General features: G+C 70.1%; 12 protein-coding genes and 2 pseudogenes. 8 read left to right on the forward strand and 6 right to left on the reverse strand.

Going from position 1 to position 15,082, the window contains the following annotated elements:
* Positions 1-6: 6 nt before the first annotated feature.
* Positions 7-474 carry a hypothetical protein gene (locus OG866_RS34425; protein WP_329340848.1) on the reverse strand — a complete coding sequence of 156 codons (468 nt, stop codon included), beginning with the start codon at positions 472-474 and terminating at the stop codon, positions 7-9.
* Positions 475-605: 131 nt separating this feature from the next.
* Between OG866_RS34425 and OG866_RS34430 the strand changes: the two genes are divergently transcribed.
* The 4 genes and pseudogenes from OG866_RS34430 to OG866_RS34445 all read left to right on the forward strand — a co-directional run bounded on the left by OG866_RS34430 (position 606) and on the right by OG866_RS34445 (position 3,936).
* The gene (locus OG866_RS34430; RefSeq protein ID WP_329340849.1) at positions 606-1,157 is read left to right on the forward strand and encodes a hypothetical protein; all 552 of its coding nucleotides are present in this window, start codon (positions 606-608) and stop codon (positions 1,155-1,157) included.
* Positions 1,126-2,424, forward strand: coding sequence for an ABC transporter substrate-binding protein (locus OG866_RS34435; RefSeq protein ID WP_329340852.1), 1,299 nt, complete (start codon positions 1,126-1,128; stop codon positions 2,422-2,424). The genes OG866_RS34430 and OG866_RS34435 overlap by 32 nt, the downstream gene beginning before the upstream one ends.
* 64 nt (positions 2,425-2,488) lie before the next feature.
* Positions 2,489-2,833: pseudogene (locus tag OG866_RS34440) on the forward strand (hypothetical protein); the annotation flags it as partial.
* 62 nt (positions 2,834-2,895) lie between these two features.
* Positions 2,896-3,936 (forward strand): helix-turn-helix transcriptional regulator, encoded by a 1,041-nt coding sequence (locus OG866_RS34445; RefSeq protein WP_329340853.1) that lies wholly within the window; start codon positions 2,896-2,898, stop codon positions 3,934-3,936.
* On the opposite strand, the pseudogene ctaD reads toward OG866_RS34445, so the two are convergent.
* Positions 3,935-5,551, reverse strand: a pseudogene (gene ctaD / locus OG866_RS34450) (aa3-type cytochrome oxidase subunit I); the annotation flags it as partial. The gene OG866_RS34445 and the pseudogene ctaD overlap by 2 nt on opposite strands.
* A gap of 368 nt (positions 5,552-5,919) precedes the next feature.
* Here ctaD and OG866_RS34455 point away from each other — a divergent pair.
* The gene (locus tag OG866_RS34455) at positions 5,920-6,135 is read left to right on the forward strand and encodes an I78 family peptidase inhibitor (RefSeq protein WP_307032708.1); all 216 of its coding nucleotides are present in this window, start codon (positions 5,920-5,922) and stop codon (positions 6,133-6,135) included.
* A gap of 89 nt (positions 6,136-6,224) precedes the next feature.
* Here the strand turns inward: OG866_RS34455 and OG866_RS34460 are convergent, their stop codons facing one another.
* Both OG866_RS34460 and OG866_RS34465 read right to left on the reverse strand, forming a co-directional pair.
* Positions 6,225-7,220, reverse strand: coding sequence for a phosphatase PAP2 family protein (locus OG866_RS34460; RefSeq protein ID WP_329340857.1), 996 nt, complete (start codon positions 7,218-7,220; stop codon positions 6,225-6,227).
* A 238-nt stretch (positions 7,221-7,458) separates the two neighbouring features.
* Positions 7,459-8,718, reverse strand: a complete 1,260-nt coding sequence (locus OG866_RS34465; RefSeq protein ID WP_329340859.1) for a mannosyltransferase family protein — start codon at positions 8,716-8,718, stop codon at positions 7,459-7,461.
* Between the two features lie 260 nt (positions 8,719-8,978).
* Between OG866_RS34465 and OG866_RS34470 the strand changes: the two genes are divergently transcribed.
* Together OG866_RS34470 and OG866_RS34475 are read left to right on the forward strand one after the other, a co-directional pair.
* The gene (locus OG866_RS34470; RefSeq protein WP_329340861.1) at positions 8,979-10,574 is read left to right on the forward strand and encodes an MFS transporter; all 1,596 of its coding nucleotides are present in this window, start codon (positions 8,979-8,981) and stop codon (positions 10,572-10,574) included.
* Positions 10,575-10,720: 146 nt separating this feature from the next.
* Positions 10,721-11,911: an acyl-CoA dehydrogenase family protein gene (locus OG866_RS34475; RefSeq protein ID WP_329340862.1), complete on the forward strand. Its 1,191-nt coding sequence runs from the start codon at positions 10,721-10,723 to the stop codon at positions 11,909-11,911.
* Positions 11,912-11,947: 36 nt separating this feature from the next.
* On the opposite strand, the gene OG866_RS34480 is transcribed toward OG866_RS34475, so the two are convergent.
* Entirely contained in the window at positions 11,948-12,388 is a 441-nt protein-coding gene (locus tag OG866_RS34480) for a cell division protein SepF (protein ID WP_059196663.1), read from the reverse strand.
* Positions 12,389-12,679: 291 nt separating this feature from the next.
* Here OG866_RS34480 and OG866_RS34485 point away from each other — a divergent pair, with 291 nt between their 5' ends.
* The gene (locus tag OG866_RS34485; protein ID WP_329340863.1) at positions 12,680-13,888 is read left to right on the forward strand and encodes a DUF5685 family protein; all 1,209 of its coding nucleotides are present in this window, start codon (positions 12,680-12,682) and stop codon (positions 13,886-13,888) included.
* A gap of 34 nt (positions 13,889-13,922) precedes the next feature.
* Here the strand turns inward: OG866_RS34485 and OG866_RS34490 are convergent, their stop codons facing one another.
* Positions 13,923-14,867, reverse strand: a complete 945-nt coding sequence (locus OG866_RS34490) for an ABC transporter substrate-binding protein (protein WP_329340865.1) — start codon at positions 14,865-14,867, stop codon at positions 13,923-13,925.
* Positions 14,868-15,082: the final 215 nt, after the last annotated feature.

Consider the following 15,082-nt stretch of genomic DNA (forward strand, 5'->3'; position numbering starts at 1 on the left):
GGGGCTTCAGTCGGTCTCTTCGGCGGGTTCGCAGATGGGGCAGGCACCCAGCTCGCCACTGGCCACCAGCTTCGCGTCCACCGGCACGGCCGCCACCTTCCCGGCCACCAGGGGACAGTCCGCGCGATGCCACAGAGTGCCGCCCGGCACCATCAGCAGGTCGCCGCTGATCGCGAGGGGAGCCGTGGCCGGCTCCGCGGGAGTCTCCGGCTCGGCGGCCACCAGGAGGTCGTACAGCTCCGCCACGCGCGCGGTGGCGAGCGTGTCCCGGCCGTGGGCCAGCAGGACCGCGCCGGCGACGATCAGCGCGGCGCCGGGGACCGTGCAGGAGGCCAGGTAGGGCAGCTGGCGTTCGGCGAAACGCTCGCCGGAGACGCCGTACCAGCCGAGGACGCACAGCACCGCGCCCGCGGCGAGCGCGGTCCAGCCGGCCCACTGGACGGGCTGCACGGTCCGCAGTCGGGCTGTCCGCATCTCTGGCTCCCACATGTCGCGTCCCTGGCTGTCTGTCCAAGTCGGCCAATCTTTTGCACTATGCCTTCTGGAAGCTGACCCTGAAAGCACCGGGCGCGCATGGCCCGGACCGACACCCGGTGGTGAGCCAGATGGTTCTCGGGAGCGACCGCACATGGGGGAACGGCAGCCGAGGGCTGGTGGCGATGGTGTTCGTCCTCGCCGCGTCCCTCACGGCGTGCAGCGACGACAGCGGCGGCGGCAGCGACAGCCCGCCGCCCAGCCCGGTCCCGGAGACGACGACGAGCGCGCCCGCCAGTCCGTCCGTGAGCGGGCCGGCCGACGAGGCGGCGGCCGAGAAGGAGGTCAAGGAGAACTGGCAGAAGTTCTTCGACCCCAAGACGTCCACCAAGGAGAAGCAGGCCGTTCTGGAGAACGGCGACAAGATGGGGCCCGTCCTGGCGGCGTTCAGCGGCGACGACCGCGGTGGACAGGTCGAGGCGCAGGTCACCAAGGTGGAGTTCACCTCGCCGTCCGAGGCGACCGTGACGTACACCCTGCTCCTGAACGGCGCGACCGCCCTGCCGGACGCCTCCGGGAAGGCCGTGGAGCAGGACGGCACCTGGAAGGTGTCCGTCACGACGCTGTGCGCCCTGGTCCAGCTGAGCGGGAATGCGACGGCGTCGGCCCTGCCGGGCTGCTGAGGCCGCGGCCGTGGTGCTGCTGCTCGCCCTGACGACGGCGTGCGGCAGCAGGCTCCCGGAGAGCGACTTCGAGCACGGCGAACGGACCACGCCGGCCCAGGACGCCGCCCCGATCCGCGTCGGCATCGTCACCAGCGCCACCAGCCCGGTCGGCGGCGACGCCTTCACCGGGCCCCGCGACGGCGCCAAGGCGTACTTCGCCCGTCTCAACGCGCGTGGGGGCATCGGCGGCCGCCCGGTCGAGGTGCGGGAGTGCGACGACGGCGGCAGCGGCGTCGGCAACAACACCTGTGTGCACCGGCTGATCGAGGAGGAGAACGTGGTGGCCCTCGTCGCCACCACGTCCCTCGACTACGCGGGCGCCTCCCGCGTCTCCCACGCGCGCGTGCCCGACATCGGCGGCCAGCCCATCGGCGACGCGTACGACACCTGGCCGCACCTCTACGGCATCTACGGCAGCCTCGCGCCCCGCGACGGCACCACCGGCTGGGACGGACGGCAGTACGGCGGCACCGAGGTCTACCGGTACTTCAAGCGCGAGCAAGGGGCCCGTACGGCCGCCGTCGTCTCGTACAACCAGGCCGCGTCCGCCGCCTACGCCCGGCTCGTCGTCCAGGGGCTGAAGGCCGAGGGGTACGACGTCGTGACCGAGCAGGTCGACTTCGCGCTGCCCAACTTCCGTGCCGTCGCGGCCGATCTGAAGGACCGGGGCGTCGACCTCCTGTTCGACGCCATCGACTCGCACGGCAACGCCCAGCTGTGCGAGGCCATGGACGACGTGGGCGCCCAGGTCACCGCCAAGGTCACCAACGTGCAGAACTGGACCTCCACCGTCCCCGACGACTACAAGGACTCCCCGCACTGCCGCAACGCCCTGTGGGCCACCGGGTCCAGCCGCAACTACGAGGACACCGGCGAGGCGGCGGTACGGGAGTTCCGGGACGCCACCGAGAGCCTCACCACGCACTCCCAGTGGCAGCTGGAGGGGTGGGCGGCCGCCATGTGGTTCACGGATGCCGCCACCGCGTGTGCCAAGGAGCGGAGCGGTGTCACGCGCGCGTGTGTCGACGGGTTCATGAACCGCAGCGAGGACTACACCGCCGACGGGCTGCTGCTCCCGGTCCGGTTCGAACGGCTGGCCGAGCCGCCGAAGACCCGCCGGACCTGTCTGTCCGTGGCCCGCTGGCAGGACGGGAAGGGGTGGGTCGCGCAGGGAGACATGAACGACACCTGTTTCGAGGTGCCGCAGCTTTCCTATCGCCAGTAAGGCAACCAAAGGGCAAAGTCACGGGTCTCATCAGGAAGCACAGCCGAGGAAGGATCCGTACCGCATGACAACGTTGGCCCGGCCGACGGCACCCCTGCGTGCCGACTGCATCGCCGACTCCGCGGGCGGGCTGACCTTCGACGTCTCCGGGGACGGGAGGGGCGGCGCCGCCCACCTCGTGCTGCGCCGGCGCGACGGGCACGAGGAGGTCTTCCTGCCGCTGACCCCGGCCGCCGACGGCAGGCTGCGCGCGGCCCTGCCGAGCAGCGTCGGCCTGCCGGAGGGCTGCTGGGACGCCTACGCACGCGTGGACGACGGCGAGCGGCGGCTGATGCCCGGCCTGATGGACCTGCGGGCCGCCGACGCCCGGGTCCCGTACGAGACCCGGCACGGCAACCTCAGCCTGCGCTGCGGGAGGTAGCGGCCCCTTGCGGACCGCGGCTGTCCGCGAGCGCTGGCAGACTCGGCCCCATGTTGGAGACCTCGGCACGACTTCTGCGCCTGCTCTCGCTCCTCCAGGCCCACCGCGAATGGTCCGGCGCCGATCTCGCCGGCCGCCTCGGCGTCACCCCGCGTACCGTGCGCCGGGACGTGGACCGGCTGCGTGAGCTGGGCTACCCCGTCAACGCCAGCCCCGGCACCGGCGGCGGCTACCAGCTGGGCGCCGGAGCCGAGCTGCCGCCGCTGCTGCTGGACGACGACGAGGCCGTCGCCGTGGCGGTCGGCCTGCGCACGGCCGCCGGGCAGGGCATCGAGGGCATCGGCGAGACGTCGGTGCGGGCCCTCGCCAAGCTGGAGCAGGTCCTGCCGAACCGGCTGCGCCGCCGCGTGGGCGCCCTGAACGCCTTCACCGTGCCGATGTTGCGCGGCCCGCAGCCCGGTGCCGTCGACCCGGCCGTGCTGACCGAGCTGGCCCACCTGTGCCGGGACGCGGAGCGGCTGCGCTTCGAGTACAGCGACCACGCAGGCACCCCGACCCGGCGTACCGTCGAGCCGCACCGCCTGGTGTGCACGGAACGCCGCTGGTACCTGGTCGCCTGGGACCTCGACCGCGACGACTGGCGGACCTTCCGCGTCGACCGCGTCACGCCCAGGCCGCCGCACGGCCCCCGCTTCACCCCGCGCACCCCGCCCGCCGAGGACCTCGCCGCGTATGTCTCCCGAGGCGTCTCCACGCGCGCGTACGCCGCCCATGCCGTCGTCCGGCTGCTGGTGCCCCTGGAGGAGGCCGCCGAGCGGATCTCACCGAGCGCCGGACAGCTGGAGGCCGACGGACCCGACGCCTGCCTCCTGCACACCGGGGCCGCGAGCCTCGACGTGATGGTCATTCACGTGATGATGACGGGCTTCGAGTTCGAGGTGCTGGAGCCCGCCGAGCTGACCGAGGCGATCAGGACGGCTCACGGTCGGCTTGCTCGCTCTCTGGCTCGGGCTGAGGAGCGAACGCCGCGTACCGCGGATGGTGCAGATCGAACGCCGGGGACTCGGAGCGGATCCGCGGCAGCGTCGTGAAGTTGTGCCGGGGCGGCGGGCAGGACGTCGCCCACTCCAGCGAACGGCCGTAGCCCCAGGGGTCGTCGGTCTCGACCTTCTCGCCGTACTTGGCGGTCTTCCAGACGTTGTAGAGGAACGGCAGCGTCGAGATGCCGAGCAGGAACGCGCCGATCGTCGAGACCGTGTTGAGGGCGGTGAACCCGTCGGCGGCGAGATAGTCGGCGTACCGGCGCGGCATGCCCTCCGCGCCCAGCCAGTGCTGCACCAGGAACGTGGTGTGGAACCCGACGAACAGCGTCCAGAACTGGATCTTCCCGAGCCGTTCGTCGAGCATCTTGCCGGTGAACTTGGGCCACCAGAAGTAAAAGCCGCCGAAGATCGCGAAGACGACCGTGCCGAACACGACGTAGTGGAAGTGCGCGACGACGAAGTACGAGTCGGAGACATGGAAGTCCAGCGGCGGGGACGCCAGGATCACCCCGGTCAGACCGCCGAACAGGAACGTCACCAGGAAGCCGCACGACCACAGCATCGGGGTCTCGAAGGACAGCGAGCCCTTCAGCATGGTGCCGATCCAGTTGAAGAACTTCACGCCCGTCGGCACGGCGATGAGGAACGTCATGAACGAGAAGAACGGCAGCAGCACCGCGCCCGTGACGAACATGTGGTGCGCCCACACCACGATCGACAGACCGGTGATGGCCATCGTCGCGCCGATCAGCGTCAGATAGCCGAACAGCGGCTTGCGGCTGAAGACCGGCAGGATCTCCGTGATGATCCCGAAGAACGGCAGCGCGATGATGTAGACCTCGGGATGCCCGAAGAACCAGAACAGGTGCTGCCACAGCAGCGCCCCGCCGTTGGCCGACGCGAACACCTGTGAGCCGAACCGGCGATCCGCCTCCAGCACCAGCAGCGCGGCCGCGAGCACCGGGAACGCCATCAGGATCAGGATCGACGTGAACAGCGTGTTCCAGGTGAAGATCGGCATCCGGAACATCGTCATCCCGGGCGCGCGCATCCCGATGATCGTGGTGATGAAGTTGACCGCGCCGAGGATGGTGCCGAAGCCGGCCAGCGCGAGCCCCATGATCCACAGGTCCGCGCCGACGCCGGGCGAGCGTTCCATGCTGTTGAGCGGCGCGTAGGCGAACCAGCCGAAGGCGGCGGGCCCGGACGGCACGAGCAGTGAGCCCAGCACGATGAGCCCGCCGAACAGGAAGAACCAGTACGACAGCATGTTCAGCCGGGGGAACGCCACGTCCGGCGCGCCGATCTGCAACGGCATCAGCTCGTTGGCGAAGCCCGCGAAGCTCGGCGTCGCGAACAGCAGCAGCATGATCGTGCCGTGCATGGTGAACAGCTGGTTGAACTGCTGGTTGTCCAGGAGTTGCAGGCCCGGCCGGGCGAGTTCGGCGCGCATCAGCAGCGCCATGACCCCGCCGATCAGGAAGAACACGAACGACGTGATCAGGTAGAGATGACCGATCTTCTTGTGGTCGGTGGTGGTCAGCCAGTCGACGACGACCTTGCCGTGGTTCCTGGTCCGCACGGGTCGCTCCGTCGTGTGCACGGTCTGGGTGCCCATCGCTCGTTCGCCCCTTCGCTCGTCGCGTCCCGGGTCAGCCGTCATGATGCTCGCGTCGCCGCGCACCGCGACAGGGGGCGTGCGGGGGTTCTGTGCGCGAAGCGTGTTTTTCTTATGCGGTGTCAGCTTCTGTGACGCTGTGTCGAATCGGAATGGAAAGGCCCCGGAGGCGCATGCCCCGGAACCTTTCCGCACCTTTCCGTCTCGTTATTCGAGGAGTGATCACGACACGCGGGAATTACGTTCGATTGCGCGCGGAAGGCGTAGGGAACCGCCCGTTCGTGTGACACGGGCCGAGGGAAACGACTGTCGGGATCCTGTGACAGAAGCGTGACCGGAGAGGGATCAGCTACCCACCGTGTCCTGCTCCTGTTCTCTGGCCCGGGCGCGCGCCGAGGGCCTAGCGTGGCCGTATGGCACCGATACCGAAACCGCCCGCCGAACCCCATGACAACCCGGACGCCTATGTGGGCCTGGAGCAGGCCAGGGCCGAACGGCTCGCGCGCGAGAAGGGCTGGTCCACGGTCCGTTCGCTGCCCCCCGGAGCGATCATCACGATGGAGTACCGGAGCGGTCGCCTGAACTTCGAGGTGAAGGACGGGCGGGTGGCGCGCTCCTGGAAGGGCTGACCCACGACGACGGCCCCCACTCGGTGAGGAGTGGGGGCCGTCGCTGCGGGGTGGGTGTGTGCGTACCGTCCCCGCTGTCCGCCGGTGGCCTATCCGCCTGTCAGGGGGCGGGCCGCCGAGGTCGTGCCGCGTGCGACGCGGTCGGGATGGGGTGGCCGGCGCGGGCCGACCGGGGTGACCGGGGTGCGCTCCGAGCGGGCCGTGTGCGGGCCCGGCGCCAGATAGGCGGGCGCCCGGGTCGAGCGGGCCGCGGGCTCGCTCTGCGGAGCGGTGCGCGGCTTGACCGGCAACGGGACCTCGACGGGCTTGACGGCCGTGGGCACGGCGCGGCGGGCCCGCCGGCGGTCGCGCAGGTCGAAGAGCGCGGTCTCGGTGCGGGTGATGAGGGGCTCGCACCAGGGCAGGGCCAGCAGGACCAGCAGGCCCGCGGTCCAGCCGAGCATGACATCGCTCAGCCAGTGCGTACCCAGGTAGACGGTGGCGAGGCCGACGCCGAGCGAGGTCACCGCGGAGACCGCGGACAGCCATCTGCGGGCTCTCGGGGTGGAGGCCAGATAGGCCAGGATGCCCCAGGTGACCACGGCGTTCGCGGTGTGGCCGCTGGGAAATATATCGCCGCCCAGACCCATCTCGTTCGCGCCGATGGTGGTCGCGTAGTGCGGTCCGAGACGGCCCATGCCGAGCTTGGCGGCGCCGACGGTGATGTTCAGCAGCAGCAGTGAGGCGCCCAGGGTGAGCATCGGGCGCAGCGTGTGCTGCCGCCAGGAACGCCAGCCCAGCCAGGCCGCGACCATCACCGCGGTCGGGCCGCGCTGGCCGAGCACCACGTAGTAGTCCACGAACCAGTGGATCTCCGACCACTGCTGGTACGGCCGGAAGAACATGACCTGCCAGTCCAGCCGGACCAGCCACGACGTGTCCACCACGAGCCACACGATCGCCAGATAGAACAGCAGGGTTCCGGCGAGCAGCGCGACCCGGTGCCGGGACATCTTCGGCACGTCGAGGTGAGCCGGTCGTTCCGGCTCACGGTCGAGTCTGGTGAACACCCGGTCCAGACGGGTGAGGTTTCGTTCGGTACGCACCCAATCGACGTTACAGCGAGTGAGCTCAGTTCCCGGTCGAATCCACGGCTTTGTGATGACGATGTGATGTGGGATTCCTCTCAGGGAGAGGTTTATTTCCGAGGAATCCACAATCGGGTCGCGCTCGTCCCTTCAATTCCTTTGATCATTCCGGGTCGCGGTTTATTGCCGCTTATGAATTCGTTCACCGAATCATGGGGTGGAATTCTCCCGGCGCTCATCGGGCGCCGCGAGACGATCATGGCGGGCCCGAGCCGTTCAGCCAGAACGCCCCGTACACCGCCGATACCAGGGCGACACCGGCCGTCACCAGGGCCGACCTGGACGTCCGCAGCCGCGCCAGGGCCAGGGCGAGAGGCAGCAGCAGGGGGAAGGCGGGCAGCAGAAGGCGTGGTTTCGAGCCGAAGTAGCTCGACGCGCACAGGGCGAGGGCGGTGACGGCACCGGCGTACACCAGGAGCGCCAGCGGCTGGCCCTGTCGTACACAGACGACGTAGAGCCACACCACGAGCCCGACGCCGACGATCAGACCGACGCCCGCGAGGGCCGAGGGGAACGACGTGAACTTGTCGGCGACGAAGCGGGCGAAGGCGTAGCCGCCGTCGAAGCCGTTGCGCCAGCCCGCCTGGACGTCGAGATAGCCGAGGGGGCCCTTGCCGGTGCGGTGGCCGACCCACAGGACGTAGCCGGCGGCGCCGAGAGGGGCGAGGAGCATGCCGAGGGCGCGGCGCCAGGCCGGTGCGCTCCCTCCTGTCCCGTCGGCGGTGGGGCTGGGGGCGCGTTCCGGGTCCCGGGCGCCCTGCGCGGCGGCCGCGCTTCGGTTCCGCCCGAACGAGGTAGCGGCGGCGCCCGTGGTGGCCCGGTCCCGTAGGAACGCGGCGATGCCCGCCGCCCACACCGCCGCGACCACCGCGAGCCCCACCGGGCGGGTCAGGCCCGCCAGGGCCGCCAGGGTGCCCGCGGTCAGCCAGCGGCCGGTCAGGACGGCGTACAGCGACCAGGCGGCGAGCGCGGTGAACAGTGACTCGCTGTACGCCATCGACTGCACGATCCCGACCGGCAGCAGCGCCCAGACCAGCACGGCACAGACCCCGGCCCGGCGCCCGTACACCTGGTCCGCCACCGCGAAGATCCCCCAGGCCGCGGCGAGCGAGGCGAGCAGGCTGACGGCGAAGCCGGCGTCGGCGTACGACAGGGGAGTCACCGCCGCGACGCCCCGCTCCAGCCACGGCAGGAGCGGGAAGAAGGCCAGGTTCGAGTGCACATCGCCGTTGGGGAGCCGGACCTCGTAGCCGTACCCCAGCTCGGCGACCCTCGTGTACCAGAGGGAGTCCCAGCGTGCCGTCAGCAGCGTGTACGCGCTCTTGTCGCGCGCCGCGCTCCACAGGGCCAGCGCGAGCAGGCCCAGGGCGCGGACGGCCGCGTACCCGAGGAGGGCCGGGGCCGCGCGGCGCAGGGCGTTGCCGGGCGGCGCCACGCGCGTCTCAAGATCGGTCACGGGCCTGATTATCGAACGCCCGGTGAACCGCGAGCGCCGCAGGGGCGTGTTCGCGGGGGAGGGGCAGTGGCGTACGCCACACGTGTTCTCCGCGGAGTGTGAGAGGTCCACCACTTGGCCGAGGCGCGAACTCGCGTACGCTGACGTGTCACTCGCCTTCGTTGCGCGGGCCGGAGAACACCGCTCCTCCGGCCGAGATCATGGGGAGTCCCCACCCCATGTGCCCGCCGAACGCGAGGGAACATCTGGGAGGTACGTACATGTCCGGGACGACCACGGCCGCCGCAGCGCTGCGCCGTCGGGCGGCCGGGGCCGGTGCCAACCGCTGGGTCGTCCTCGTCGTCCTCTGTGTGAGCCTGCTCCTGGTCGCGGTCGACGCGACCGTGCTGCATGTGGCGGTCCCCGCCGTCACCGAGGACCTCAAGCCCGGCGCGATAGAGCTGCTCTGGATCGTCGACGTCTACCCCCTCGTCTGCGCCTCGCTGCTGATCCTCTTCGGCACGCTCGGCGACAAGGTCGGCCGCAGACGCGTTCTCCTGCTCGGTTACGCCCTCTTCGGCGTCGCCTCCGGCCTGGCCGCCCTCGCCGACAACGCCCAGGTGCTGATCTTCGCGCGGGCGCTGCTCGGTGTCGGCGGCGCGATGATCATGCCCGCGACGCTGTCGATCCTCCGCCAGGTCTTCCCCGACCGGCGCGAGCGGGCGCTCGCGATCGGCATCTGGAGCGCGGTGGCCGCGGTCGGCGCGGCGGTCGGGCCCCTGCTCGGCGGTTTCCTCCTCGAACACTTCTGGTGGGGCTCGGTCTTCCTGGTCAACATCCCGCTGATGCTGGTCAGCCTGCCGGTCGGGCGGCTGCTGCTGCCCGAGTCGAAGGGCAGCGGCCGGGGACCCTGGGACGTGGTCGGCGCGCTGATGGCCGCGGCCGGTCTGTTCGGCGTCGTGCTGGGCGTGAAGCGGCTCGGTGGCGGCGAGCTCGACGAGATCACCGCGGTGCCGCTGGTGCTGGGCGCGGTGCTGCTGGTTCTTTTCGTACGACGACAAAGGCGCCGTACGCATCCGCTGGTGGACCTGCGGATGTTCGCGCGGCCCGCCTTCTCCACCTCCGTGTGCTGCATCGTGCTGGCGATGCTCGCGCTGGTGGGCCTTGAGCTGATCGCGGCGCAGTATCTCCAGCTGGTGCTGGGGCTCTCACCGCTGGAGACGGGGTTGCGGCTGCTGCCGCTGACCGTCGCGGCGATGGCGTCGGGCCTTGCCGGGGCGCGGATGCTGCGCCGGTTCGGGCCGCGGCGGATGGTGTGCTTCGGGTTCTGTCTGACGGCCGTCTCGGTGCTGACGCTGCTCGCGATGGGCGGCGAGGACAACGCGCCGCTGCTGCTGTTCGGGTTCGTGCTGCTCGGGTTCGGTCTTGAGACGACGCTGTTCGGGGCGTACGAGTCGATGCTGAGCGAGGCTCCGGTGGAGCAGGCCGGCGGGGCGGCGGCGATCGGGGAGACGTCGTACCAACTGGGCGCGGGCATCGGGATCGCGTTGCTCGGCAGTGTGATGAACGCGGCGTACACGCCTGGACTGTCGTCCGTGCAGGGGGTGCCGGAGTCGGCCTCCGTGGCGGCGGGGCATTCGCTGGGCGAGGCGTACGAGGTGGCCGGGCGGTTGGGTGGGTCCGCCGGGGAGGCCCTGCGTCAGACGGCTCGGGACTGCTTCGTGCACGGGCTGCATGTGACGTTGCTGGTGAGTGCGGGGTTGTTGCTGCTGGGGGCGGTGATGGCGTTGCGGTTGCCGCGGGTGATGCAGTGCGAGGCGATGCCGGTTGAGGTTCCGGCGCCCAGGGACGTCATGGAGTCCCGCGTCTCCGCGTAGCTCTCCCACTCGCGCACCGCCCGTTACTGCCAACTGGAGGGTGGGCGTTTCCTGTGGGGGTGCCTCGCCGTTGGCGGCTGCGGGTAGTAACGTCAGGGACCAGTCGTAACTAGCGGTGCTAGTTTTCTGTGTCGGAGGGTGTTGCCATGTCTGGGGCCTCGAAGCTGCCGCCGTTCGATCCCGCCGATCCGCTCGGTATCGATGATCTGCTCGAACCCGAGGATCTGGCCGTTCGCGACACCGTGCGGGCCTGGGCCGCGGACCGGGTGCTGCCCTATGTCGCGGAGTGGTACGAGAGCGGGGAACTGCCCGGGATCCGCGAGCTCGCCCGGGAGCTCGGCGGGATCGGCGCGCTCGGGATGTCGCTCGACGGGTACGGGTGTGCCGGGGCCAGCGCGGTGCAGTACGGGCTTGCTTGTCTGGAGCTGGAGGCCGCCGACTCCGGGATCCGGTCTCTTGTCTCCGTGCAGGGCTCCCTCGCCATGTACGCCATTCATCGGTTCGGGAGCGAGGAGCAGAAGCAGGCCTGGCTGCCGCGCATGGCCGCCGGTGAGGTCATCGGCTGCTTCGGGCTGACCGAGCCCGACCACGGGTCCGACCCCGCGTCCATGCGGACGCACGCGAAGCGGGACGGCTCGGACTGGGTGCTCAACGGGCGCAAGATGTGGATCACCAACGGGTCCGTCGCCGGGGTCGCCGTGGTGTGGGCGCAGACGGACGAGGGCGTTCGCGGGTTCGTCGTCCCCACCGACAGCCCTGGATTCTCCGCGCCCGAGATCAAGCACAAGTGGTCACTGCGGGCGTCGGTCACCAGCGAGCTCGTGCTCGATGACGTACGGCTGCCCGCGGATGCCGTGCTGCCGGAGGTCGTCGGGCTCAAGGGGCCGCTGAGCTGTCTGTCGCACGCCCGGTACGGGATCGTGTGGGGCGCGATGGGGGCCGCGCGGAGTTGTCTGGAGACCGCTGTCGCGTACGCGAAGACGCGGGAGCAGTTCGGGCGGCCCATCGGCGGGTTCCAGCTGACCCAGGCCAAGCTCGCCGACATGGCGGTCGAACTGCACAAGGGGATTCTGCTCGCCCATCATCTGGGGCGGCGCATGGACGCCGGCCGCCTGCGTCCCGAGCAGGTCAGCTTCGGCAAGCTCAACAACGTACGTGAGGCCATCGAGATCTGCCGGACCTCGCGGACCATCCTCGGTGCCAACGGGATCTCCCTCGAATACCCCGTCATGCGGCACGCGACGAATCTGGAGTCGGTGCTGACGTACGAGGGGACCGTCGAGATGCACCAACTGGTACTGGGCAAGGCGCTCACCGGGCTGGACGCCTTCCGGTGAACCCTGCGCGGGGCAGGGCCGGTGAGCGGCCCTGCCTCAGCTCTGGTTGAAGAAACCGTCCGTGCGGTGCGCGGCCGGGTCGCCGTTCACGATCTCCGTGTTGGCGGGGGTCAGCAGGAAGACGCGGGTCGAGACACGCTCGATCGAACCACGCAGTCCGAAGATCAGGCCGGCCGCGAAGTCGACGACACGCTTGGCGTCGGCCGCTTCCATCGCGGTCAGGTTCATGATGACGGGAACCCCGTCCCGGAAGAGCTCGCCGATGGCGCGCGCGTCCCGGAAGCTGTCCGGGGTGACCGTCCCGATGCGACGGCCCTTCTCCTCGGCCACGTCCGAGGCCACCTTGACCCGGGGGTCGGTGACCCAGGCATCCCCGGCCTCGGTCCCTTCGGAGTATCCGTCGTCGTCGTAGTAACGCTCGTCATCGTTGTCGTCAACGAGGCCCAGCCAGGCACTCGCCTTGCGCACCGATCCCATGGACGCCTCCTCTCACAGCGGTCTGTTTTGCTTTCCGCATCCCTATGGTCATCCATGATGCGGACGTCACGCCAAGTGGATAGACGCCGCGCGGGGGGTTTGTGACGGTACTGGTGCACAGCGAATCCGTACAGAGCCCGGGTGCCCCAAGGGTCGTTTCCCATACGGCTGCTGACTGTGAGTGAAATATGATTCTTCACGGCGTATGGGTGAGGTACGGGGCGTACGGGTGAACGGGGCAGTCGATACGATGCCGCCGCTGAACGTCGTACGCACCACGGGGGGATCGCCATGTTCGGAATTGTCAGGCCCTGCCGTCATCGGCTCGGCGAGAGTCTCAAGACCCAGTGGATGGCGCATTTGTGCGGGCTGTGTCTCGCGCTGCGCAAGGATCACGGACAGTTTGCGCGAATCGTCACCAACTATGACGGGCTGCTCATATCGGTTCTGACGGAGGCTCAGGCGCTGCCGGAGGCCGGTGGGGGGAGGCGTACGGCGGGGCCCTGTCCCTTGCGCGGAATGCGTACCGCCTCCGTCGCCAGCGGTGAGGGGGCACGGCTCTCCGCCGCCGTCTCGCTGGTGCTCGCCTCGGCCAAGGTCCGGGACCATGTCGCCGACGGGGACGGGCTGCTGGCCCGCAAGCCGGTCGCGCTCGCGGCGCGCCGGGTCGCGTCGAGCTGGGGTGCGGCGGGGGCTCGTAGTGGATCCGCCGTCGGGTTCGACACCGCCGTGCTCGTCGACGCGGTCGACCGGCAGCTCGGCATCGAGACGCTCGCCGGGCCCGGGACGCCGATCCTGACCGTGACCGAACCGACCGAGACCGCGACCGCTGCGGCCTTCGCGCACACGGCCGTTCTGGCCGGACGGCCGGGCAACGCCGCACCGCTCGCCGAGGCCGGAGGGCTCTTCGGGCGGCTCGCGCATCTGCTGGACGCCGTGGAGGACAGGGAAACTGACGCCGCGTCGGGTGCCTGGAACCCGCTGACGGCCACGGGGACCTCCCTGACGGAGGCGCGGCGGCTCGCCGATGACGCCGTGCACGGGATCCGGCTGGCGTTGCGGGAGGTGGCCTGGGGGTCTGGGGTCTCCCCAGAAAGGCACAGCGCCGACGCGAAACTGGCGCATGTGCTGCTCGTGCATGAGCTGCGGGGGTCCGTGGACCGGGCCTTCGGTTCGGCGTCGTGCGGGCACGGGGGCGGCACGGCGGTCATGTCCTCGCCGTACGCGCCGCCCGGGCCCGGTGGTCCGGGGGTCCCGCCGCCCCCGGAGCCGCCCCGCCGGGACCGGCGTGGGCTGCTCGCGGGGTGTGCGGTGTGGATGGGGCTCGCCTGCACCTGCCAGATGTGCTGCGGGACCTTCGAGGACCCGTGGAGCCGGCAGCGGCGGGAAGGGCTGTGCAGCGGGTCCGACTGCGGGGACTGCTGTGACTGTTGCAGCTGCTGTGAGGGCTGCGGCGACTGCTGTGACGGGTGCGACTGCGGCTGTGACTGCGGGTGCTGATGTGACGTCAGCCCTCAGTCCCCACCCCTCGGTCTCAGTCCTTCAGCTCGGGTGGTGAGATCTCCGACTTGGTGATCGCCGAGCCCGTCGTACCCCACTTCTTGAGGATCCTGGCGTACGTCCCGTCCTCGATCAGCTTGTTCACCGCCGCCTGGAACGCCGGCGTCAGCTTCGTGTCCTTCTTGAAGGCGAAGCCGACGTCCAGGCGGTGGTACTCGTTGAGGAACTTCACGCCGCTCTGGTGGGCCACGGCGTAGCGCAGACCGTTGATGGTGGACATCACCACATCGCTGCGGCCCTGCTGGAGCGAGGACCAGATGGCGCCCTGCTCGTTGTAGGTCTGCACCTGGTACGCCTTGTCGCCGGCGTCCGTGCACAGGTGCTTGTTCTCCTCCAGCGTCGCCTCGAAGGTGGTGCCCGCGCCGGTCGCGACGTTCAGACCGCACAGCTGCTTGAGGTCGGTCACCTTGGTGAGCTTGCTGTCCTCGCGGGTGGCGAAGCCCTGGCCGTCGTTGATGTAGGTGACGAAGTCGATCGTCCTGCGGCGCTCGTCGGTCACACCGAAGTTGCCGACGCCCAGGTCGTACTTGCCGCTGTCGAGGGCGGGGAGGATCGCCTCGAAGCTCGCCTGCTGGGTCTTGAGTTCGATGCCGAGCACCTTGGCGACGGCGTTCGCGAAGTCGACGTCCTGGCCCACAAGCGTCTTGCCGTCGTCCAGGATCGAGGTGCCCGGGGGCTGACCCGAGACGCTGACCGCGAGGGTGAGGCTCGTGGTGCCGGACGGCAGCAACTCGGCCGCCGCCGCGTCCTTCTTGATGGCGGAGACGACGTCCCTGGTGGGGATCTCGTCGGACTTCGCCGCGGCGTTCACGGCGTCGTCGTCGCTGCCGGAGCCGCACGCGGTGAGGAGCAACGTCGCCGCGGAGATCGCGACAAAGGGGGCTATCAGTCTGTTTCGGGCGCGCGAAGGCGTACGCATGGCGGGACTGTCTCCTGTGAGCGAGGAAAGCGCTGAGTGAGGGGAGGGCGCGTGTGAAGGCGAGGAAGGAGAAAGGGAGAAGGTGAAGCCGGTGAAGCCGGTGAACGCGCAAAAGGCGCCCCGGTCACCGGGGCGCGCAGGGGGTCAGCTCAACAGGAAGAGGACCACACGCGACCGAGGTCGATGTGGGAGCGCTTGACCAGCCACTGCTGTGG

The organism is Streptomyces sp. NBC_00663 (genome assembly GCF_036226885.1).
Classification (GTDB): Bacteria; Actinomycetota; Actinomycetes; order Streptomycetales; family Streptomycetaceae; genus Streptomyces.

Bases quoted from the DNA above. Each gene is read 5' to 3' on its own strand.
- OG866_RS34425 (WP_329340848.1), bottom strand. From the start codon at position 474: ATGCGGACAGCCCGACTGCGGACCGTGCAGCCCGTCCAGTGGGCCGGC.
- OG866_RS34430 (WP_329340849.1), top strand. From the start codon at position 606: ATGGTTCTCGGGAGCGACCGCACATGGGGGAACGGCAGCCGAGGGCTG.
- OG866_RS34435 (WP_329340852.1), top strand. From the start codon at position 1,126: ATGCGACGGCGTCGGCCCTGCCGGGCTGCTGAGGCCGCGGCCGTGGTG.
- OG866_RS34445 (WP_329340853.1), top strand. From the start codon at position 2,896: ATGTTGGAGACCTCGGCACGACTTCTGCGCCTGCTCTCGCTCCTCCAG.
- OG866_RS34455 (WP_307032708.1), top strand. From the start codon at position 5,920: ATGGCACCGATACCGAAACCGCCCGCCGAACCCCATGACAACCCGGAC.
- OG866_RS34470 (WP_329340861.1), top strand. From the start codon at position 8,979: ATGTCCGGGACGACCACGGCCGCCGCAGCGCTGCGCCGTCGGGCGGCC.
- OG866_RS34475 (WP_329340862.1), top strand. From the start codon at position 10,721: ATGTCTGGGGCCTCGAAGCTGCCGCCGTTCGATCCCGCCGATCCGCTC.
- OG866_RS34480 (WP_059196663.1), bottom strand. From the start codon at position 12,388: ATGGGATCGGTGCGCAAGGCGAGTGCCTGGCTGGGCCTCGTTGACGAC.
- OG866_RS34485 (WP_329340863.1), top strand. From the start codon at position 12,680: ATGTTCGGAATTGTCAGGCCCTGCCGTCATCGGCTCGGCGAGAGTCTC.
- OG866_RS34490 (WP_329340865.1), bottom strand. From the start codon at position 14,867: ATGCGTACGCCTTCGCGCGCCCGAAACAGACTGATAGCCCCCTTTGTC.